Raw genomic sequence first — 23,119 nt, forward strand, 5'->3', positions numbered from 1 at the left:
GGGAGTAATTGATGGAAATTAACGCTATGAATCCAGAAGATCATATTCAACATATGTTACAGGCAATCATTGAAAAAACACAATCCATCATCAACGATACTGGTAAACAATCCTTCGGCTCTTTGGCGTATTTCTTGGAGCACATTATAGCCTACCGGGATGAACAGCAATACATGTCTAACGAGTGGCATATCCGCACACCGCGCTGGCTAGGGGAGTATGGAAATACACCGGAGGAAGAAGAGCTTCTTTCAGACATCTACCGATTGCAAGCGTACATTGCAGAAAAGTTAAAGGGCGGATAAGCGGCTCGCGATGTCGCATTAGTCCGGCTGAAATGTCGCAAAAGTACATGGTAACACGATACGGAGATCGTATATACTCTCTTTATGTTTCGATAATGAAAATCATTATCAGTATTATACATAAGGGGGATTCATCATGAATCAAGGAACAAAGGGGCAAGCGGCTGGTAACAAAGCCTACACTGCTCACAAATCACGATTACTCATGGGCTTGATGCTGGCCCTTATTCTTGTATTGACGGCTTGCGGTGCCGCAACAGGTACAGATAGTGGTAAGCAATCTGCGGCAACGCCAGCTGAGACACCTGCGAATGCGGAAACGCAGACGGACGGAGCTTTTCCCGTAACGATCAAGGGTATGAAGGGTGACATCACTCTAAACGAAAAACCACAGAAAATTGCAGTGCTGGATGTTAAGTTTCTGGATCAAATGTTAGCCGTTGGCGAGAAGCCAGCAGGTAGTGTTATCGCTGGAGGTAACACTGATTTTCCAGAATACTTAGGCGATCAACCGAGTGATGTACAGGTTCTGGGTACACGGGATGAGCCTAACCTGGAAGCGATTGTTGCACTCGACCCGGATCTGATCATCATGACCGACTTCCAGGAGAAACAGTATGAGAGTGTAAGCAAAATTGCACCTACCCTGGTACTCGATTTCTACGAAGACTGGCGTGATACGTTAGGTACGGTTGCTAAAATTACAGACAAGCAGGACGAGGCAGAAAAAGTGCGTACAGCCTATGAGGAAAAAGTTGCTGGTCTGAAGGCACAGCTGACAGAGAAAATGGGAGATGAGACAGTCGCTCTGATTCGTCCGCGTAAAGAAGGTATCCGTGTCCATGGCATCGAGCACCGCACAGGGGGCATTTTGTATAATGATTTGGGCTTGAATATGCCTGAACTCGTTAAAGAGATTAAGGATGATACTTCTGTTGAAATTTCCATGGAGAAAGTCCCTGATATTAAGGCAGATCGTTATTTTGTGCTGTCGGATGAGCTGTTCGCAGCAGAGGCAGAGGCTATGTTGACTAATCCCGTGTGGAAGTCCCTCGATGCTGTGAAGAATAACCGCACGTATGACGTAAACTCAACTCTGTGGATCGCTTATTACGGACCGCTTGCGATTAATCTGATTGTAGATCAGGCATCGGAAGCCCTGCTCGGATCGAACTAATATGAACCCATATCTCTCGACAGACTTATGGAAAGAGACGGTAGAGGATCATTCGATTTTGCTTGGTGAGCCGCCTGAACATAGTGTCCGTACCATTGCTTTGAGTGAGTTGCATGACGAAGAGGCGTGTCGAGAGTATATCAGCTGGTTTCAGAACTATATCGATGCGCCTGACATGAAAGTCGCAGCCTCCATGTTAGCCAAGCGGCTTGGCTTTCTATGGACGACTCCGCTCGTGACCGCGATGACGTTTCATCATCAGCATGTAACCTTTCAGCTGGAGAACAGCTTTCTCTATCATCCGGCACTCTCAGATCATGAGGGCGGCACACGATTTCCTTTTTTAGCGGTGAATGCACTTCAGGCTGAAGGACTAACGGGAGACAGGGGAGTATGGCGGGAAAAGGTGCTCGAGGAGATGTTTGCGGTACAGCTTACACCTCTGTTAAAGACACTTGCTGCGATTGCACCTCTTTCGATGAGCATTCTCTGGGAGAATATTATGGTACGGATTGGCCGACTATTCGCTCCTGATGAAGCCGAGACAGAGCAGGAAAGTAAGATCATTCGAGAGGACTTTTCCTATCTGACGCAGGTGGCATCCGGAGAGGTGTTTGGTGAGAGGAAGAATCCGTTAACCCGCTTCACCGATTGTAAGGACAATGTGCATGTTGCCAAAAGCGAGCGAATTACCTGCTGTTTCTATTACCAGATGTCAGGTGAATATTGTCTCAAATGTCCGAAAATTGACAATGAGAAAGAATCTCAACTAAAATGACAACAGCAAGAATTTTACCTTTGCGATTGTCAGGAGATGAGAGAAATGCCGCTGCAAGAACAGACAAGTCTATGGAGTGATACAACGATCAAGATGCTTGACGGGTATAGCGGTACTTTGCAGACAGGCAGCGTTTTAGACGAAACGGATTTAACTTCAAATGTGCTGCTGCTGGCATATGGAGGGGAAGGGGAGCTTGCAATGGATGGCGAGGGTTGCCACATTGGAGCTTCTTTTGCCTGTCATGTGGTGAAGGGAGCATCCTTTACGCTGACGGCCAGATCAGACGAACTTTATTATATCGTAATCATGTACGAGGCTTCTTCCATGGAAGGAGCCTCCCATGCCATGCCCTCGTATCGCAAACATCCGCTGCAAAATTCGTTTATTCAGAACCCTGTGACTCAGGCAGAATGGATCCAGAATGCGGAAAAAATCGTTGTCAAATGGCGTCGTGGCGAAGGACTGGAACGGTTTCATGCCCATGCTTTGCTCCAGGGGATGATCTATGAACTGATCATGGAGTATGAACGTGGTCAAGGCGGAGCAGAGTCCGACCTGGTGGATGTGGTCGTGTCATATATATCATCGCATTATCGCCAGAATCTGGAGCTTAAAGAGCTGGCGGCTCTTGCCGGTTGCAGCGTAAGGCAGTTACAGCGACGATTCAAACAAGAGAAGCAGCTTGGACCGATGGAGTACGTCATCCAGCTACGGATGGAAAATGCATCGCGGATGCTGCATCATACAGATGCGTCCATTGGGGAAATTGCTGACAAGATGGGCTACCGCGACATGTATTATTTCAGTAGGGCCTTTAAGAAATATTATGGCGTTCCTCCGCTGCGTTATCGGCTTGATGCCGCTACAGAATCAGATACAAACTATGCTCAATCCTTGCTGCGGAATCGCATGGCTTCTTCGTACGAGTCGGACCAAGGTCCAGTGATATGCCATATGCGAGGTGAATATCCTGTCACCCGTTCTCCACTGCGTATCGCTGTACTCGATGTGCAATATGCGGATCATTTGCTTGCGCTTGGATTGTCTCCAGCAGGAAGTGTGGGATTGGGAAGTGGAACGTTCCATTTCCCACAATATATCAGGGCAGGACTACAGGATACCGAGATACTCGGAACGTATGAGTACCCTGATCTGCTTGCTGTCGAACGACTGTCCCCGGATCTGATTATTTGCACCGAGGTGCATGATCAGTACTATGAACGGTTAAGCCGGATCGCTCCAGTTCTTATGTTTAAGCGCAATGAGAGTTGGCAGACCATTCTTAGTCTGTTCGGTGAATTAACTGGTAAACGAGCAGAGGCAAAACGTATACTTGCGGATTATCACCGACGAACCACATTGCTTTCTGAAGAACTTGCTCCAGTACTGGCAGGTAAGAGCGTGGCACTGATTCGTCCGCTGGATTCTCTGGTTCGCGTACATTCTGCTTCGCATCGTACAGGTGCTGTGCTGTACCGTGATCTGGGTTTGCCTGTCCCGTTATTTGTAGCAGATACCACCGACACGGCCTATCATATCTCCGTTGACAGACTACCGGCTGTGCAGGCGAGCCACTACTTTTTGCTTAGCAATGAGATCATGCAGGAGGGCATATCCGCGACCGAGCAACGTGTCTGGGGGATGCTTGATACAGATGAGCGACAGCAAATACACTCCGTAGATGCCGCGACATGGATCGGTTGTTATGGACCAACAGGCATCAATGGCATTGTGGATCAGATTGAGCAGGCGTTGTTGGCTTGATGGGTAGTTGTTGGCGCTAGCCCGCTTGCAGCGAAAGACGGTACGTTCTACCTTTTAAAAAATTTGATATGTTCTAAATGCACTGGAAGGTCGTCGGATTCCCTATGGGATGAAGAAGGGCCTTTTTGTTTTATTACTATAACGAAAGGTTCCACTGCATACTCGAATCCTTTACAACTCTGCATATATTCAGCGTATTCAAAGCCCATTGATCGATTGGATACAGGTTTGAGAAAACTAATAAATCTCCCTTATTCGCCAATTTCCTTTCGCAATTGTAACAATATGGGTTATCATATACGTAGTTCAGGCACTAGTGGGATGGATTCAAATATAAGATTACGAGGTGATTCAATGAAAAAAAATATAGCAATAATCATACTAATGGTTGGATTGGTAATAAGCATGTACTTCAACTATCAATTCAAAGCGTACAAAGATAATCAAGAAGTTGAATACACGGTTAAACTAAATCATGGAACTCAAATGGGTATAAAAGAATCCATCTACAATTTAGATAATGTGATAAAAAGCTTAGAGGACGGCTCTTCCAAGGAAACAGTCATACATGCCTTAGGAAATGTGGCGGTATCTTTGAAAGTCGGTGAAGAATCATTTGTCTTTCTGAATTCCGACTTCAGGGAAGATCAATTATCATCAACCAATTTAATCTACAATGTGTTTAGAGATATGTATACGTATATAAGTGTAGAAATCACAGACGACATTTTATCGAATAAGATATCGCTAGAAAAAGAATCGAGAAATCAACTGATTAAGGATATAGGAGTGTTTAAACAAGATTTGGAGTATATTGATAGTCAATTTAACGAGGATATTCTGAAAGAACAAAGTCCTAAGTGGATTGAAAATAAATGGAAAGAGTTAATTGGAGAGATTGTAAATCGAAATACGGAATATAAGTTATATGAAAGAATGAAAACGAAATACAATCTATAAGTAGTTTGTGGAAGTAATGAGATCTAAATATCAACCAATCTACGCCGTGTTGCTTCAAGTCGCTTTACTCTTTAAGGGTAGAAGGAGAGAATGTAAATGAACAACATAACCTCTCATAATTGCAACCTAAATATAAGGTATGACCTGCCTGATGAAATGTGGGCTAAAGTTTCTAAAGTATATGAGCGGATGCCAGGGTGGATTGGTTAGAAAAGTGGAATTCCATATTGGTTTGGAACTGAAGAGGATGATTTTTTCATTGAAGCATCCGTTGAGCCTAGTGGATTATCATTTTATGCACAGATGAATAGCGATGTATGGATGTCGTGGATAGAGACATTTAAGTTGGAAGCGACAAAAGTGTTGGGTTTTGATGTTGGTGAACCTGAAGATGGATATGTGTGATGAAAGAAGGAGGATCTAAGATTCATGGGCAGTGAATACCGCCGCAGGATGGCATAGGTGTCTGGATGTATTGGTGAAGATCATCAATGGTAAGCCCATTCAGTGGCAAGATAACTCAACTGAGCTGCGTAAAATCTATAGTGAAGCATTTAAGGTGGAGGATCTAAACCAATAAAATGATTTAAAAAGGATAAAAGGAAAAAATGATAAACTCTATTAGCATTGATGAACGGAATGGGACCACATTTAATGAAGAGATCGTTATGAATCCTACATGGGCAGACAGTTTACGTTTTTTGAGAAAGCTCGATGGAGATAAATTTACATTAGTTTTTTTTGAGGTATTAGACACAGGTTCAGCATTAGTTGGAGGCGGACCGGAATATTTTGTAGTGTCTATTACAATGGATGAACATATATATACGCTTATGAACGATAAGCAGGGAAATAGTGAAATTTCTCTAGTTATCGGTGGTCAGTTAGGAAATTATTGCGATAACATTTGTATAGAATTAATACCCATGCTTGAAGTGCTAAAGTATTTTTATGAAACTGGTAAACTACACGAATCACATCAATGGAAGAAAGAATAATTACTGGCCAGTTAGGGTTCTCGGGCTCGTAAACACCAAATGTTATGTGCAATTGTATTAAAAGAGTTGGAATAGCGGAGGTCCATACATCCATTCTTAAAGAGGTGAAACCCCTGAAAGACAAAACCGAAGTAATGGCCTATTTTTGTTTGTTTGGAGATGAATTCGATCCGAATCATGTAACTTCAATACTTAAAATTGAACCTACGAATACGGCTTATAAAGGAGATATAATTAACGAAAAGCTTCGAGTAAAAGAAACATCATGGACATTAGGTACAGAGTATGAAGAATCATTAGATGTAAATCACCAATTAAGAAAAGTAGTCGATACATTAAGAAACAAAGTAAAAGAAATCAATTCGATTCGGATTTAACATCAATTAAGCACGAAATTTTTCATTGTAATAAGAATAGAAAAGGGGGAAACGCCTGCTCTTTATTTCGATTCTGATTTTATTGAATTTGTTAATATGATTCATGCTGAAATTGATGTTGATTTGTATGCAAATCCATACAATGAAGAATCAGAATAAGAAATTAATTTTTCGAAACACGCTTCGAAGTAATGGACATCAGATAACATTACACGCTATGGACTTTCGTCCTGGGTCCGGCAAGAGACAGACACCCAGCATACGTTGGATCGTGAACATAGGAATGTTATCTGCAACATTCTGATGAGTGATAATTGATAAAATATTAAATACATAATCTCCAGTGAAAATAGTTAATTAAATCTTAAGCAAAAGACTGTATTTAGATAAGAGCATACTAGAAAGATAAAAGTTATGTTGCTTCATAAGGATGAAATAATAATTAATTTATAGCAGGGATGCGGGAATTCTGAAAATATTTTTGAAGTCAATCTACTTATTATCTGCTGTAGGAGTCGGCGTTGGATGTTTTTATTCATTCATATTTTTTATTTTTAATATTGGCGGTGGTTTTATGAGTAATGATAACAAGCCTGCCGCTTTCGGGGTTGCTGCTATGGCGATAGTAGGAACAATCGTTTTTTTACTGCTTGGCAGACTCATTTACAATTCCAACTCCTATATTGGCACAAGTATTATAATCATAGTTGTTACCGCTATTCTGACTTTGCCAGTTGTGGATGTGGCTTATAATGTGATTGATACTTATCAAACACACCGCGCGAAGCCTTATGTGGAAAGTTATATGAATGACTTAAAAACAGGTTTTGTTGATAAAATAGCACCACTGGAATTTGATTATAACGAAAGCAAGACTGAAACTCTTCGTTACTGGAGTAATAATGGACATGATATTTGGATTAAATTAAGAAAGAAAAATGAAACACTGACATCAGAGGATTTAAATAACGTAATTAATACCTTACCTTCAGCTAAGTATAAAGTAAGAGTATTTATATATTATAAGAGCTTTAAAGAGTATCCAATCGATCAGTATTTTATTGATTTTACGATTCGAAATAGCCCAACTGTTCCACCATATTGTAATTCAGATGACTTTGAACATAATCTATGTGATTTTGTAATAGGGAAATAAATCTAAAGGAGTTCCTGAATTGAAGAATCAAAAGCATGCAATGATTATACTATTTCTTTTAATAATAGTGGCCCTAAGTGGTTGCATTTCATACAGTGTGAAGGCGGATAAAATTGTTGAGGATGGGTTCATAATAAACTCAATTTCATTTGGACTGGGTGAGAGCGAAGAAGATGCAGGTATTACAGTGGTAACATACAATTTCGCTCTTCGAAATAGAACCAATAAATCAATAATGTTAAAAACAGTTGAACCGATCTTGAGTAAGGATATTCAGGAGAGATTAATTGATAGGGACATTAAATTGGACATAAATGAGAAAGTTGATGGTAATAGCTCGGAAGAACTGACAGGTACTTTTAAATTAGATACTAAAGGGCTGGATAAAGAAGGAATAATCAATTTAAACATTAATGTTAACGAATTTAATTTAGCAATTGAACAAGTCATAGGAATGAATGAAGTCAATAACTAATTTGAGATATCTCCAAGAAAACATATCAAACAAAGAGGTGTATCTTTATGGAAAGAAAAAAAGATGAAAACAATGAGATGGCTGTAATTCCAGAGCACCATAGCCCTGTTCGACATATCCTTAATGAAGCAAATGGACAACCGAACAATCAGTTTATAGATAGTTTTAAGAAAGCTCTGGATACTCCAGATGCATATGTAATTATGGAGGGTGATTATGGAGGACAAATCTACTTGTCTTGCCCTATGAAACTAGTAAACTGCAGTGAAGAGACATTACATACTCTATTAAAAGATTTAGATACCATTGCATGGGGCTGTAATGAGGGAGAAGGCCGAGGAATATATTTCGAAAAACACTTTCCTGGTGATGGAATTGGTGGAGGTATGGGGGGAGGAGATGTTGAGGAAGGACTATGGATTCATAACGAATTTATAGATTTACAATTATATGGTGAAATTCATGAAGTCGTATTAGGCAATAAAGAAAGAATAACAAAGCAATAAAATGAATGATCATAAGGCCCATCAACATCGAATAACAAAGTGTTCATGTGGATGGGCAAACTGTTGAAGTACTGCATACAGAGAAAAAGGAATATGTGAGGTGAGTTATGGGCGTAAGAAAAAAATATAAACGTAAAATCGTTCGCTCCAATCGATTATTTTATTGGTATGTTGAACCGGATATAGACGATGAAGGGAAAATCAAATTACATATCGTTTCTGAGGATAAGAAGTTAATCGTCACTTATGAAGTGGGACAACACAGTATTAAGAACAAGCCCCCATATATAGTCATCATCGGAGAAGAATTCGAAGGTTGGACAACAGAATATATAGGATACAGAAGAGTATTAACACCGAAATGGAGCGATGAGATCATCACGCCAGAATTGATAGGTGAAATTATTGATTGGTGCCTCTTGAAAGATAAAGAAATAAACATCGTTAATTGGAAAGGTGAAATTCTCCGACCTCTCTCCTGAATGGAGTGTAATTGCATTTGAAAATAATTTAGATGCGAGTGGACTTATTTGAAAACGCATACGTGAAAACAAGACTATGTAATTATCATTTAAATAAAAGGAGAGAATCTAATACAGATGAAACGTGGATATCACACTGTTAACAAAGTAATCGCTTGTGTTCTGTCATTCATATTTATCCTTATGGCAATAGCAGTACCTGCCCACGCTGAAGAGAAACAGGTGGAGACTACACCATCCAGGATTCCGTTATCCAAGTTAGAGGAAACGATTGATGCTTATGTTGCCTCGTATGAGAAGTATACCGCTGCCGTTTCGGTTGTGGCTATCAAAGACGGTGAAACCATCGTGAATAAGGCATATGGTTACGCAGATATAGAGAATCAGCGAAAGGCGGATACCTCTACGGTGTTTGAATGGGCTTCGATCTCTAAACTGTTGGTCTATACGAGTGTGATGCAGCTTGTCGAACAAGGAAAGCTTGATTTGGATACGGATATCCAGGAATATCTGCCAGAGGGATTTTTCAAAAAGCTGAAATACGATGATCCAATTACCCTCTTGAACCTGATGCATCACAATGCGGGTTGGGAAGATCAAACAGCGGCCGAGGTGTTTTATTACTCCGAGGATGAAACGTTAGAATTAGGAGAAACACTGCGTAAAAATGAGCCGAAACAGATATATAAACCGAATAGCATAGTGGGTTATTCGAACTACGGCGTTGGTCTAGCTGGTTACATTGTGGAAGAGATAAGTGGACAACCTATTTATGAATATGTCAATCAACATATATTTAAACCGCTTCATATGAACGACACCTCGATTCATCCAACGGGGCAAGATCATCCAGACCTAGTACAAAGAAGGAATGAGATTGAAGGGTATACGAAAGATTTGAAACTGATCCCTGAGAACAGAGTATACGTAACCTTTTATCCTACAGGGGCAGCGATTGGGACAGCAGAAGATTTAGGCAAATTCCTTGCAGCGCTGATGCCAGTAGATGATAGCAATGTATTATTTAAGAACAGGGATACGTTAAACGAAATGTTGTCAACAAGTCTATATTATGACGGGACTTCTACTCCGCGATTTGCGCATGGGTTCGTTGAGATGGAATACTGGGTACCTACACTGATGCATGAGGGGAATCTGAAAGGGTTTTCCAGCAAAATTGTCTTTGATCCCGAATCTAAATTTGGGATGGTGGTCATGACAAACCAGTCTTTTGAGGAAATTTATTATTATGGACTTATTAAAGAAATTTTCGGTGATAACGTCAATTCTAATAGAATTACTTCCGATGGGGAAGGATATTTTCAATCCGCACGACGGCCAGCCGCTAGATTTACTGATTTATTCAGGCAGCTTGATATAACCAAATTTTCAAAAGCTGAGTTAAGTAGTCTGTATAATGTGGTCGAGCATAATGGTGTTGTTGAGAAAATTTCCTTTACTCCTTACATTGATTATTTGCCTGTATCGAATGTAAAGGTGAACTTGATTGTAATATCTTTTATTCCTGTCATACTAGCCATCCTTTTCAGTGTGACTGCTTTGCTCGTCTATTTTATACGGATGCTACTTTACAAACTAAATAAACGAGGAAATCCTCGGATAGATTTTAATAAATATCATCTTGCAATTAATGTTGCAGGTGTGGTACTTCCTCTTAACCTTTTAATCATACACACGAGACTTCCAAATTATCCCGCTTATTCTTCGTTACGGATCAATTTAATGTTTAACCTACTTTATGTGGTTCTAGCAGTGGCGTATCTTGGCTTACTTATCTACAAACTGCGGAAGAACAGTTACAGCAAAAAGAAAAAGGTGATGTACATTATGTCTGGCATCTCGGCTTTCATCTTGGCTACTTTTATTGTGGGATGGCATTTGTATGTTTAGACTGGCAAACGCTGAATATAGATATTCAAAGCATTGCAATGGCTCGCGGATGACTTCTATATATAAGTGATAATAAGTGTGGTTAGCTAAAAGGAGTAAAGGCAGCAGTTCCTTATAGGGGACTGCTGCCTTTGTTTTAGTAGCCCTTTGGCAACTTGTGCCTCGGCATATTGAAGGGGATCAAGATCATCCTATTTTTTGTCTCTCAAAATAAATAATTTAATAGAACTGTAAATGACCACTAGAATATTCAATAATAATAGACCTATATATCCATCCGTTAATTTTGTTCTTTCAATCCACTTGTTCACCAACTCTCCAGAGAGAGCTTGTTTTCCTAAATATTTATCTATATCATTTTGATATATTTCATCCCTATATATAAGTGGAAACTCCATGCTATTGGAAGAAGCAGCTAGCGGCGGATAGAACTCTACCCATTTTTGACCTGCCCATCGATCATACTTATAGTGAAGGTCTGCGCTGGATTCAAGATGGCCCCACCTGAGAAAACCAAATATGAGTAGAATACATAGTGTAAAAAAACTAAATATTAACTTCTTGTTATTCAAATAAACCCCATCCTTATGTTGTACTACTAACAATACCGTTTTATGAAGACAACTTCATTATCCGTTATATTCTGGCGGTATTTTCCTTTATCTGTAAGGTGATTGTTTCATTGCGAATGAAATGAGTGTATTCAAAGCCCATTGGATCGTATAGACATGGGTGAATGAAAGAAAACTGATAAATATCCCTTATTCGGCAATTTTTTCTTCGCAAATACCACCGCATAGGTTATCATATACGTAATTCAGATATCAGGCGGGGTGTGTGGTATTTACGAAGTACATAGATTAGATGTTATGTGAAATCATCAAAACATAGGAGGTATAAGATGACGAGTTTTATCTGGGGAAGAGACCCCCAAGAAGCTTATCAAAACCCTTATGAATACGAAGCTCAAAATCAGTTTTACAGAGAAGCCAGTAAATTATTAAAGCTATTATTTGAACATATGATAAAAAAATCAGGTACATATGTACGTGACGATCAAAGTGCTGAAAAGGCTATTTGGATGTTATCTCTTGATTCTCTAGAATCCTTAATTGATTGTCTTGATTTACTTAAAGATAAAAAGCATAGGATTGCAGGTAGACTATTTCGTGATGCTGTAGAAACAATGGATATAGCCTCTTATTTTAATTCCAACGATCCAAGAAAAGATAAGCACTTAAGAGACTGGTATAAAGATAAAGTCATACCAAATAGCATCTATAGAAATTATATAAAAGAAAACAATGAACAGGAGTGGGAAGTACTGCAAAGATACTATAAACAATTATCCAGAATTAATCATAGAACATATAGATCCTTGGCGTTTTCTTACTCATTAGGAAGTAACAAAAGGCTGATATATGAGGGGAGATATGAAAGCGGACTAATGGTTCCTCCTCATGTGATCGCAATGTATTATGCTCTACTTAGTGGTTTAATCAGTCATTTCGTATTGAGAGTAGTTGATTGCAGATTGATTTCTGCTGAAGAAGTAGATGCATTTTGGGATCAGGCTTTAGAAAAGGAAGTTATAGAAAGAAGATTTGTTTCGCCTAAAGAAATATTTGAAAGATTTATCAAAAAGGTTGATGACATCACATAATATTCACGCTGCGGGAATACAACCTTGATCCGGCATTCGCCGGATAACCAGCATATGCTGGGTCGTGAATATAGGAACGTTATACGAAATCCTCGCAAAGAGATATTAAGAAGGAGAAGATTGGATGAATTCATCGGAAGATAGCTCACAGAAGACTCAAAAAGATGTATTTCAGGATTTGAAAAGAAGGCTAAAGACTACTAGAAAAGCAAGAATAAATGCATCAAAACGATTAAGAAAAAAACATGAGTTGTATGAGAAGACTACACATGTATATTCAGTTGTTATTTTGGTGCTTTCTATTTGGTTCATTGGGGATAATGGAAGTGATGATTACAATCTATTTGTCACAAAAATATTACTCATATTATCACTGGCACTTACATTTTTTACAATGTATATAAATACAAAAAACTATAAGGAAAGAGCTAGTGAATTCGAAACTAATTATCAGAATCTCGATATTCTATTGAATAAAATAGATAGGATTGAATCGGAATCGATTGAAATTGATAATGAGATACTTAAGGAATTACATAGAGAGTACGAAAAACTATTGTTAGAAAAGGAAAATCATCAAGATATTGATTACATGATTTCTAGCGATAAGTTACAAGAAAAGTTCAAAATACAGATATGTATTTACAGGCTGAAAACATTTTTGATTAGTCTACTTGTTGTCATACATCCAATTGTTCTTTTAGGTTTTATTTTATTGGTAAACTTATTGCTTCGAAAGTTCTTGTGATTTTGTGGGGATTTCAAAGTATGCGAGGATATCTTATAACATTATATTCAAGCAGCGGCTCCTGTCGGAGCCTTGATCTGCTAGATGGATTTCAAGAAGGAATATCAGCAGACAACTCCTCTGAGATTCATGAATACAGGAAAGTTATAGGAAATCATGGTGGAAGGATGAAAACAGAAGAATGAAATTTTATATATTCTCCAAACATGAACGGTTTTATAAGGTAATTGCTTTTTCTTTAGTTTTTATTGTTACTATTGCATGTATTTATTTCTATATCAATCTAAATAATACTCTGAAATCTAATGAGCTGAATATTTTGACTTTTGTATTAAGTCTATTCTACGCCTTACTTCTTTTTATCATTGGTATATATTTGACAGCCATGCAAAACAAATCGGGGAATTTGTTTTATAGAAGAAAACAACAATATAGATATTTGAAAAGTCTACGCTTATCTTATTCTGGAAAATTCACATTAGATGTAGATGCAAAAACCTTACACCATACAATTATTTTTCTTCAGATATTAACAGGGCGAATTGATTCAGATAAGAAGGTTCCGATTCCCCAAGATGGATTTGAGTTTACCAATAAATATCTCAAGTTAGAAAAAACCTTTTTAGAATATCGAGCATCTCTAGATAAGATAGATTCTAAAAAGCAGCCTGATCAAGATACAGACTTTAAGCCAAAAAAATCAAAGTACAAATCTGTAGAAAAGAAAGTGAAAAACTATCATCTTAATATAGTCAAACGAGTTGATAAAAATATTATCAAAATAGAAAAAGTGTACGGTGAAAGATTAACTGTAAGTCTTCAAGATGAAGATAGTCTAACAAACAATCTTTTAATTTTAGAAAGATTATTAAATGAGGTGAAAAGTAGCTTGTTAGATTATGAAGATATCGAACAAGTAGCTCAAGAGTGCTCGAATCACTTAAAACGTGACGTGGAGTCGATTATTTTACAGCTAGTAGACCGCGTAGAAAACTGCACTGATACATTACAAAATATTGAAATGAAACTCAAAGAAGACAATGACATCCTATAACATAATATTCACGTTGCGGGCATACGCCGAACCTGGGCTGGGGTATGAATAATGGGAAATCAGGAGAAAGCATTTATAAGGTTAAGGTGATATGAAATGGAATTAGTGATAAATTCGCTTAACAACAAAAAACTATCTATTTTAAAATTTGAGATTCTTCCACCTGGAGAAAAGGAAATTGTCAAAAAAAAATTGATTTGCTTTGAGTGTAGGGTTCAAGCATTCTATAGAAGAAAAACTAAGGATGGAAAGCAAGCTTGCTTTTATGCAAAACATGCAAGTGGTTGTGGGCAGGGAATGAGTAATCCTAGCAATGTCGATAGTGAAATTAAAGAAGAAGTTAACAAAATTAATGTTGTATACAACGAACTGATCCTTAGCTTGGACCAAGGCAATGAGCCTTATGAGAAAAGAAATGGGGGAATGAGTTCAGTTGAAACTGCACAAAAAAAGCATTCTCGATCATATACAATTGATCCTTCAAAAAATAAGTCCTGTAAAATTACATTGAAAAAAATATTAAAGTATGCGATTCATGATCTATTGGATGATATCGATATTCCGATAATTTTTGAAGGTAAGTCTTACAAAGATCCTTTTGATTTAATTATACATTTTAAAGATGTAGATCATTCACTCAAAGGAGAAAAAAGAATATTTTGGGGAGAAGTTAATTCGATTTCATCGAATAAACAATTTTTAAATTGTGGCGCATGGGATGGAAAAGGATATGATTTTTCTATTTTATTAAGCGAGAACATATCTAATAGTACAAAATTGAAAAAGATACATTGGAATAAAGGTGTTTATTGTATTTTTATAGCAACATTGTATATCAATAAATATGATAAGCCTTATATTCGGTTAAATGATATTAACTTAATGGCGTTAGAGACTAAATAATTCATAAGAGTACCGATTGCATAGCCTAACACAATATTTTCGCATTGTGTCACGAATTTGTCCAACGCATACTCCTGGAACTTTATTTAGAAATTTTAGATACAATTTGGTTAGATGTATTAAAAGTTAATCGCTATACCCAATTCTCGGCGAAAACAAAATAGATCAACAATCTATAAAGGAGGAACAAAATGAATTGGAGTATTTTTAAATTAAAATACGATAAGCAAGAACAATGGGCATTTGAACAATTGTCCTATTTGCTTTTCTGTGCAGAGTTTAATAACAAAATTGGATTATTTCGTTACAAAAATCAAACAGGAATTGAGACCGAACCAATTGAAAAAGATGGACAGTTTTATGGTTTTCAATCTAAATACTACACAACTTCAATTGCGGATAAAAAAAACGATATTTTTGATTCGATTAGAAAAGCCAAATCTAAAAACAAACAATTAGACGAATTATATCTTTACATCAACCAAGAACTTTCCGAAAGCAACACTAAAAGCAAAAAGAAGCCCCAATATCAACTAGACATTGAGGAATTCGCTAATACATTAGGAGTAAACATCCAATGGCGAGTTCCAAGTCATTTTGAATTACAATTGTCTTTGCCTGAGAATAAATATGTATCTGACATTTTTTTTAGTCTTGACCCAAACGAAGGAGACTTACTTGATGAAATTTCTAGGCACAACGAAAATATTTTACAGGCAATTCAAACTGAAATAACTTTTGGAGACAAACAAATTAAAATTGATAGAAGTTCTATTATTGAAGAAATAGAAAATGCTTCTCAAAAGAGAAAAAATATAATTATTTCAGGTGAAGGTGGTTGTGGTAAAACCGCAATTTTCAAGGATTTTTATAACTCTAATTTTAATAAAATACCCATTTGTGTTTTCAAATCAAACGAACTTAATGTTAATCATATTAATGATATATTTCAATTTGACAACAAGTTCACGTTTAAGCAATTTCTCAATGCATTCAAAGATGAACCTATTAAAATTTTTGTGATTGATTCAGCTGAAAAACTTGCAGAGATTTCTAATAACGATATTCTTACAGATCTAATACAAAATTTAAAAGAAAATAGATGGAATATCATCTTTACAACACGCTACACTTATCTTAATGATTTAACTTTTCACATTAAAGAGAACTATCAGTTACCATTTAGTGTGAATGACGTTTCTCTAATAAGTGCTGATGAATTAAAATTAATGTCAGAAGAATTCACTTTCTCACTTCCCGACAATCAAAAATTTATAGAACGCCTGAGAAATTTGTTTTATCTAAATGAATACATTAAATATTATCCAAGTATTGATAAGAAAAGTGATTTTAAGAGTTTTGTTGATTTACTCTGGAAAAAGCAAATACAAAATAATATCATTCAAAAAGACAATTTACATCTTGAAAGAGAAAAGTGCATTATAAATATTGCTAAGCAAAGATGTGAAACAGGGAGGTTTTATATCAATGCGGATGATTTGCCACAATCAGCGTTGTTCAAATTAAAGCAAGATGAAATACTTGGTTATGATGAAGCACATAACGGGTATTTTATCACTCATGACATTTATGAAGAATGGACATTGGAAAAAATAGTTTCGCGTAATTTTTCAAATTACTCAAGTACAAGACAGTTTTTTGAAGATTTAGGCTATTCATTACCTATACGTAGAGCGTTTAGATTGTGGCTTTCTGACCAATTGTCAGACAACAATAAAGAAATAGAGAGTTTTATTCAAGATGCGTTTATTTGTAACGAAATCATACAATTTTGGAAAGATGAAATTTTAGTTTCTGTTCTTCTGTCAGATTATGCGGAGACATTCTTTAATTTTTTTAAGAAAGAAATTATTGGGAATGATTATGAAATATTAAAGAGAAACTTATTTTTGTTAAGAATTGCATGTACAGATATATCAGCAGTTGAGAAGATTGAAGTTATAAAACCTAAAGGCAAGGGTTGGGAAGAAGTAATTTCACTTATATATAAGAACAAATCTGATTTTTTTGAAAAAAATTTAAATCTTGTTTTGCCCTTGTTATCAGATTGGTGCAATTACAATAAAAAAGGGGAAACAACAAGACAAGCTGGCTTACTAGCATTGAGTATAATACAGAAAACTGAAACCGAAGCGAATTTTTTCGTGCGAGATGAAGCAGAAGAAAGGATTTTAAAGGTGGTTTTCAATGCATCTAATGAGATAAAAGTTGAATTGAGAACGATTTTGGAAAAGGTCATTGCTAATAAATGGGCTGCCCACCGTGATCCATACGAAGGACTTTGTTCGAAAATATTAGAGAAACCATACCTAGCAACCGAATTAATAAAAACCCTTCCGTCAAACGTTATTAAATTATGTGATTTATTTTGGCAAAAGTATCCGAAAAAGCATGACAGATTTGGTTATGAAAGAGATACTATGGAAAGCCGATATGGCTTGGCCGATAAGCATGAGTTCGATTACTTTCCTTCCAGCGCCAATCAAACACCAATAAAGTGGCTATTGCAAACAGCTTTCTATGAGACACTTGACTTTATTATTAATTTTACAAACAGATCTGTAGAAGCTTATAGGCAATCTGACTATGGAAAAGAAGATACTATAAAGATCACACTATATATAAATAATACTGAAGTAACGCAATATTTGAATTGGGCTTTTTGGAGTATGTATCGTGGAAATGGAAGCCCGAATGTTCCGTACGTTTTACAATCAATTCACATGGCATTGGAAAAAACTCTTTTAGAATATACTCAAGTATCGAAGCCAGAAATAATTCAAGGAATTCTTTTTAAAATCCTCATTCAATCTAAGTCAGCTTCTCTTACTTCGATTGTGTGTAGCATTGTGCTTGCCAATCCTGATAAATTTTATAATGTAGCGGTAATTTTGTTTAAAACGATAGAATTATATCATTTTGATACAATTAGATGGACAAGAGAGAATGATGCTAAATCGTTATATTTAATCGGTTATGGAGTTAATAAAACAAAAGACTTTTTATATGCAGATGAAAGATTGAAGTCGTGCGAGGATAAACATAGAAGTTTAAATTTAGAATCATTGTTTTTGAACTATCAATTTTTTGGTATAAAAGGATTTACAGAAGAACAAAATTCTGAATTTATTGAAAATTTGTTCGAAATAATTGATCAGCACAAATATAACGATTCAATAAGTGAGAAATTTGGGATTTTGTTGGCGAGAATGGATAAGAGGAACCTAATTCCCAAAGTCTCTGAACGTGATGACGATAATCTATTAATCGAATTTAGTCCAAAAGAACTCTCAGATCGACATAGAAAGGAAAGCGCAGAAGCACTTGATCAATATCAAGAAGCTTTTAAATATTCCTCTCTAAGAACGTGGTCGGATTTTTTGTTTGGTGAAAGTAGTCAAAACCAAAACAAAAAACACGAAGAATATGACGGCAATCCTCTTTCAGCTTTATCAGAGACTAAACAATTAGTTGAAGAACTTAAGTCAGGACGAAATAGTTTGGGAATATTTGATTATTCTATACCTTCATATGTTTGTTCGAAATTATTAATTGAACATAAGGATAAACTGACAAGGGAAGATAAATTATTTTGCAAAGACATAATCCTTTCAACTCTGTCAAATCTTTTTTCTGACGATTACGGCTACCAAATAAGTGATGGTGTTGAAGCCTCAGTTCATGCGGTCCCATCATTAATAAATGAGTATCCTGAAGAAACAGAAAGTTATATATTAATAATGGTTTTGGCTCTTATTGATGAAACATCTATTGGTCATTACAAAAGAATATGTGATTATGTTATCGAGTCTATCAAAAAATCAAGATTATGGAAAGAAAATCAAAATGTTGCTCAATTAATATTACTCGGATATATAAAACTCAAGCCTGTGTGGAATAACATTGTAGCTGAAAAAAGAAAGAAACAAAGATATTGGAGTGAAATTTCTAAAAGTTCAATTTTAGAAGAGTTAGAGAAAAGAAATATTGATTTTACATTTGATGATAAATCATTTGAAATAAAGGATATTGATTCACTTGATACTCATGACTTGGAAGTAATTCACCAACTAATTCCATCAAAAACAAAAGACAAAATCCATTTAAGTATTTACGAGAAATCTTTGCCAATGATGGCTTCACAATTGCTTATAGATAGAAGAAGTCACAAATATGACTCAGGAGATATTTCTAGGATTTATAAACTACGTTTACGTGTTTTTAAGAGGTTTGCTCACTTCATTTTACAAAGAGATATAGCTGAAATTGACAATTTTCTTATACCATTTCTTAATCTTTTTTCTACAAACGAAGAAACAGCTTCTTTTATTGAAGAACTTGTAAGTGCAGAACATTACTTAAATCATCATGAACAATTTTGGTTTATATGGAAATCAATGTATCCTAAAATAAAGGAGTTATGTATAAATCCTCGTGGGTATTATTTAAAAGATATAATAATTAATTACTTATTAGCATGGCGATGGTGGCCTGAAGGTATTGAAGAGTGGCATAGCTTAAAAAATGAAAATTTATCTCTCTATGCGAACGCGTCGAAAGAAATTGGGAATGTTCCTGCTGTATTGTATTCTATCGTCAGAGTTTTAAATTCAATCGGAACTAAGTTCAAAGATGATGGTATTGTATGGGTTTATACAATAGTATCGAGAAATAGTGCTTTAAATCTTGAAGAGTTAGAATCAGATACTTTATATTATTTGGAGAAATTTTTGAGGAAATATATTTTCATTAACAGACAAAAAATCAAAAAACAAATAAGGTTAAAAAACAATATTATTCCAATTCTTGATTTCATGATTGAAAGAGGTTCTATACATGGATACTTATTAAGAGAAAGTATTCTATGAATAATTTTAATTGGAGTTACTTCTAACAACGAGTGCCCAAATGAGTTGTATGTCATCGACCAGAGTGGCTTCTAAGTATTCAAGTTTGAATATTTTCCAATAAAAGTATTTATTTCAAATAAATTTTTATTAATAAATCTAGGAGAAAATACAAAATGAAGATTTTAGGAATTGATCTAACTGTTATCATCATTGCTTTAATAACAGCATATATAGGATATCAATTTAATCATACCTCTAAAAAGAGAGAAGCATTTCTTAAGGAGCTTAATAACAGCTACAATGAGGTTTACTCTCCGATGTTTGAACAACTGCAACAGATTATAGAACTAGAAAATAGTACAATAAAAATAGAGAAAATTGATTGCTTTATGGAAGAGTATTCAGGTAAAAATTCCAAAATTCGATTTATTGCCTCGTCATTCTTATTGGAACATTTCTATAAGTTACGTGAAGTTCACAAAATATATAAGCAAGAAAACAACAGAACCAATGCGAAAGAGCTATTGAAAAAAATAGAAGGATTTCACATTATGATCGAGAATGAATATTGGGATGCTCATGATATTATCTATGAAAATCATAAACAGTTTGTGAGCGATAGTTTTTTGAATCCTTTTTTTGTTTTTCTTCGTAGCATACTGAAGATTTTTTATCATCTATCCGTATTTTTATTATGGGCCAGTGCTGCTTCTGTCTATTTTACACTGGCTCATATTGCTAGTCCTCTCGCGTGGGTCCCTGAATGGTGGAATATGCCTAATGCAATATTAATTTTTGTTGGAACTCTCATGTTTTTCGGTTTTATGCTTATGTTTAAAGAAGTATTAATTAAAAAAAATAGAAGAGAGAGTAGAGTTGTAAAAAACTTAAAAGGAAGACTGAAGAAGTTTTTTAATAAGTGATTTTATTGATTTTTAGTAAATTCATAATATGAAATTAAAATTCTAAAATTAATGCTATTCATAACAAACTCCGATTGCCAAGAAATTTGGATAATCGGGGTTTAATCTAGGTATTTCTTCATTTGAGAGAAACAACTTGTTTGTAGATAAAGCACTAAAATACTTTTTAGTAATGTTATTTGTTTTGTTACTTATTTCGTGTTTATCTTTCCCAAGTAAATACCTCACAGAAACCTCTAACGCCTTCGCAATTACCAACACTTCATAATCTTGAACAAGACGATATTGATCCTCCAGACAGAAAGGATTGATCTGACTGATATCCAAATCAAATGATGCTTGCTATCTGGTTAGAAATTTTCTTTTTTGATTCCCTTTCTTTTGCTGACATTTACAATCCGCCAACAAATATTATTTCTTGACACCATGGGTTATTAAGATGTCTTTTTTATTTTTAATTCGATCTCCGCATTAAAGGGATAACGGTTTACCTTACAATTTGGATTAGACAAAGATATTAGTATTAGCATCGAGGCATAGATAATCGCATTAAAATGATTGCTCATGTCTAGTCTTAACAAGACATGGCGCAGTTTAGACCCATCAGAGAGGTGGATGTATGAGCCGGTTGCTTGACTTATTGGAAGAGGAACGGCGCAAGCTTAATCAGCTTGGAGAGGCATCCTTGAAGCAAGCGATTCCGTTGTGGGACAACCCCGAAGTGCAAGAACAGAGCCGAAGGGTGGACGAACTGGTGGCCCGAGTGGGTGAAATGAAGGCGAGACATAACCGAGTTGTACGATGATGAGTGAGGTACATAATGCGTAGGGGAGGAGAAGCAATGGATTTTCCACCGTGGTTGCAACAAGCGATCCAGGCAAGGTTAGATGAAGTATCTGCCCGAATCGAGCATGACCCTGAATTGAGTCGTGTACGTGAGGAAAAGGACGAAGCGTTCGAAGGATTGTTTTCAGGTGAGGTTGTCGAGCAGACACCTGAATATACCGAATGGGAGAATCGTTACATTGTCAGTAAAAGCATAGAGAATGGACGTTTGTACATGCAGGGGCTACGAGATGGGATTCAGCTCACTGTATCCTTATTAGGGCAGTCAATGTTGACTGAGAGGGATAATGACAGACCGGATGCCTAATTGTTTGAAATATGTCTCATAAGAAGTGAGAAGAGTTGAAAACAGAAAAACGTAATCTGTGAGTTGTTAAAAAGGTTCATCCTATTAACGCGAACCCATAAGTCAGGGGGAGCGCCCCCGATCTTTAACTTAAAAAACCCGAGCCGAAGCGATAAGTTACACGCTTCGGCTCGGGTTTTTATGCTCTACTTTTCCAAAATCCAATTCTTACTTCGCACTTACCGATTTAAACCAATCATTCACTTCTTGCGTGATCTGATCTCCGCCATTGGATTTCCAGTTGGCGACGAATTGGTCAAAGGCATCGATTGGCAAATTGCCGTAGATGATTTTGTTGAAAGTTTCCATCTCGGACTGGCGGAGCAGGTTCCATTTGGATACCATCGTTGGCGTTGCAGCGCCAGTGAAGTAGTTTTGTTTACGGACGTCGATCTGGGACATAACGACTTTACCTGCATACCAGTTTTCCGGTTTACGGAATTCGGCCATTTGCTTCTCGTAAGGTGTTTCAGGCTTCTCGCCGTTGGCCAGCTTCACGAGTGTTTTCATGTACAGATCCTGGATAAGTGCCGGGCCGGTCAGGAAAGGGAATTCGTTGGAGAAGTCTTTGATCTTCTCTTTGTCACTGGTCGGTTGTCCGTCAATGATATCCCAGTCGTAACCTTTGGCGAAGCCGTATTCATACTCACTGCCCGCAGCCGGGTTAGCCAGGTTATCGAGCAAGTAGTTGTAGTACAGGAAGATGGCTTCTGGATGCTTCGCATCCTTGTTGATCATGATACTTGCGTTGACACCAGAGTTCTGCCACTTCGTACCGATCTTGCCGTCAGGACCTGCTGGAACGGGATAGGCTTTGATTTTGATCAGATCGGATGCAGGCAAGTCTAGAACTCAGTTGAAGCCTGGCAGGAT

The 23,119-nt window shown here is 36.6% G+C and carries 22 protein-coding genes; 20 read left to right on the forward strand and 2 right to left on the reverse strand.

Annotated features, from left to right (window positions below; genetic code table 11):
* Positions 1–11: 11 nt before the first annotated feature.
* The 12 genes from EL84_RS13985 (at position 12) to EL84_RS14045 (ending at position 10,892) form a co-directional block, all read left to right on the forward strand.
* Positions 12–305: a hypothetical protein gene (locus EL84_RS13985; protein WP_047842092.1), complete on the forward strand. Its 294-nt coding sequence runs from the start codon at positions 12–14 to the stop codon at positions 303–305.
* Between the two features lie 136 nt (positions 306–441).
* Positions 442–1,482: an ABC transporter substrate-binding protein gene (locus tag EL84_RS13990; RefSeq protein ID WP_047842093.1), complete on the forward strand. Its 1,041-nt coding sequence runs from the start codon at positions 442–444 to the stop codon at positions 1,480–1,482.
* A gap of 1 nt (position 1,483) precedes the next feature.
* Positions 1,484–2,260, forward strand: a complete 777-nt coding sequence (locus EL84_RS13995) for an IucA/IucC family C-terminal-domain containing protein (protein WP_047842094.1) — start codon at positions 1,484–1,486, stop codon at positions 2,258–2,260.
* Positions 2,261–2,305: 45 nt separating this feature from the next.
* Complete coding sequence (locus EL84_RS14000; protein WP_047842095.1) at positions 2,306–4,027, forward strand: helix-turn-helix domain-containing protein; 1,722 nt, start codon at positions 2,306–2,308, stop codon at positions 4,025–4,027.
* Between the two features lie 354 nt (positions 4,028–4,381).
* Entirely contained in the window at positions 4,382–4,987 is a 606-nt protein-coding gene (locus EL84_RS14005) for a hypothetical protein (RefSeq protein WP_047842096.1), read from the forward strand.
* Between the two features lie 668 nt (positions 4,988–5,655).
* Positions 5,656–5,985, forward strand: coding sequence for a hypothetical protein (locus EL84_RS14015; RefSeq protein WP_152683023.1), 330 nt, complete (start codon positions 5,656–5,658; stop codon positions 5,983–5,985).
* A 134-nt stretch (positions 5,986–6,119) separates the two neighbouring features.
* On the forward strand, positions 6,120–6,362 hold the full coding sequence (locus tag EL84_RS32530) for a DUF4279 domain-containing protein (protein ID WP_235431532.1): 243 nt from the start codon (positions 6,120–6,122) through the stop codon (positions 6,360–6,362).
* A gap of 574 nt (positions 6,363–6,936) precedes the next feature.
* Complete coding sequence (locus EL84_RS14025; protein ID WP_047842098.1) at positions 6,937–7,518, forward strand: hypothetical protein; 582 nt, start codon at positions 6,937–6,939, stop codon at positions 7,516–7,518.
* A gap of 19 nt (positions 7,519–7,537) precedes the next feature.
* Entirely contained in the window at positions 7,538–7,993 is a 456-nt protein-coding gene (locus tag EL84_RS14030) for a hypothetical protein (RefSeq protein ID WP_047842099.1), read from the forward strand.
* 47 nt (positions 7,994–8,040) lie between these two features.
* A complete protein-coding gene (locus EL84_RS14035; protein ID WP_047842100.1) occupies positions 8,041–8,499 on the forward strand; it encodes a hypothetical protein in 459 nt (152 codons plus the stop codon).
* Between the two features lie 107 nt (positions 8,500–8,606).
* Positions 8,607–8,981 carry a hypothetical protein gene (locus EL84_RS14040; protein WP_047842101.1) on the forward strand — a complete coding sequence of 125 codons (375 nt, stop codon included), beginning with the start codon at positions 8,607–8,609 and terminating at the stop codon, positions 8,979–8,981.
* Positions 8,982–9,098: 117 nt separating this feature from the next.
* The gene (locus EL84_RS14045) at positions 9,099–10,892 is read left to right on the forward strand and encodes a serine hydrolase domain-containing protein (RefSeq protein ID WP_047842102.1); all 1,794 of its coding nucleotides are present in this window, start codon (positions 9,099–9,101) and stop codon (positions 10,890–10,892) included.
* 191 nt (positions 10,893–11,083) lie between these two features.
* Here EL84_RS14045 and EL84_RS14050 read toward each other — a convergent pair whose 3' ends face one another.
* Positions 11,084–11,464: a hypothetical protein gene (locus tag EL84_RS14050; protein WP_047842103.1), complete on the reverse strand. Its 381-nt coding sequence runs from the start codon at positions 11,462–11,464 to the stop codon at positions 11,084–11,086.
* A gap of 329 nt (positions 11,465–11,793) precedes the next feature.
* Here EL84_RS14050 and EL84_RS14055 point away from each other — a divergent pair, with 329 nt between their 5' ends.
* From EL84_RS14055 to EL84_RS14090, 8 genes are all read left to right on the forward strand, one after another.
* On the forward strand, positions 11,794–12,555 hold the full coding sequence (locus EL84_RS14055; protein ID WP_047842104.1) for a hypothetical protein: 762 nt from the start codon (positions 11,794–11,796) through the stop codon (positions 12,553–12,555).
* Between the two features lie 124 nt (positions 12,556–12,679).
* A complete protein-coding gene (locus EL84_RS14060) occupies positions 12,680–13,303 on the forward strand; it encodes an SLATT domain-containing protein (RefSeq protein ID WP_047842105.1) in 624 nt (207 codons plus the stop codon).
* 181 nt (positions 13,304–13,484) lie between these two features.
* Positions 13,485–14,357: a hypothetical protein gene (locus tag EL84_RS14065; protein WP_047842106.1), complete on the forward strand. Its 873-nt coding sequence runs from the start codon at positions 13,485–13,487 to the stop codon at positions 14,355–14,357.
* 96 nt (positions 14,358–14,453) lie between these two features.
* Positions 14,454–15,260 (forward strand): hypothetical protein, encoded by an 807-nt coding sequence (locus EL84_RS14070; protein ID WP_047842107.1) that lies wholly within the window; start codon positions 14,454–14,456, stop codon positions 15,258–15,260.
* 191 nt (positions 15,261–15,451) lie between these two features.
* Complete coding sequence (gene avs4 / locus EL84_RS14075) at positions 15,452–20,149, forward strand: AVAST type 4 anti-phage nuclease Avs4 (protein ID WP_047842108.1); 4,698 nt, start codon at positions 15,452–15,454, stop codon at positions 20,147–20,149.
* A gap of 155 nt (positions 20,150–20,304) precedes the next feature.
* Positions 20,305–21,054, forward strand: a complete 750-nt coding sequence (locus EL84_RS14080; RefSeq protein ID WP_047842109.1) for a hypothetical protein — start codon at positions 20,305–20,307, stop codon at positions 21,052–21,054.
* Between the two features lie 619 nt (positions 21,055–21,673).
* On the forward strand, positions 21,674–21,859 hold the full coding sequence (locus tag EL84_RS14085) for a hypothetical protein (RefSeq protein WP_047842110.1): 186 nt from the start codon (positions 21,674–21,676) through the stop codon (positions 21,857–21,859).
* Positions 21,860–21,895: 36 nt separating this feature from the next.
* Positions 21,896–22,207 carry a hypothetical protein gene (locus EL84_RS14090; RefSeq protein WP_047842111.1) on the forward strand — a complete coding sequence of 104 codons (312 nt, stop codon included), beginning with the start codon at positions 21,896–21,898 and terminating at the stop codon, positions 22,205–22,207.
* 207 nt (positions 22,208–22,414) lie between these two features.
* On the opposite strand, the gene EL84_RS14095 is transcribed toward EL84_RS14090, so the two are convergent.
* Positions 22,415–23,089: a hypothetical protein gene (locus tag EL84_RS14095; RefSeq protein WP_235431533.1), complete on the reverse strand. Its 675-nt coding sequence runs from the start codon at positions 23,087–23,089 to the stop codon at positions 22,415–22,417.
* Positions 23,090–23,119 lie beyond the last annotated feature (30 nt).

Origin of the sequence: Paenibacillus sp. VT-400 (genome assembly GCF_001029205.1) — a bacterium.
Classification (GTDB): domain Bacteria; phylum Bacillota; class Bacilli; order Paenibacillales; family Paenibacillaceae; genus Paenibacillus; species Paenibacillus amylolyticus.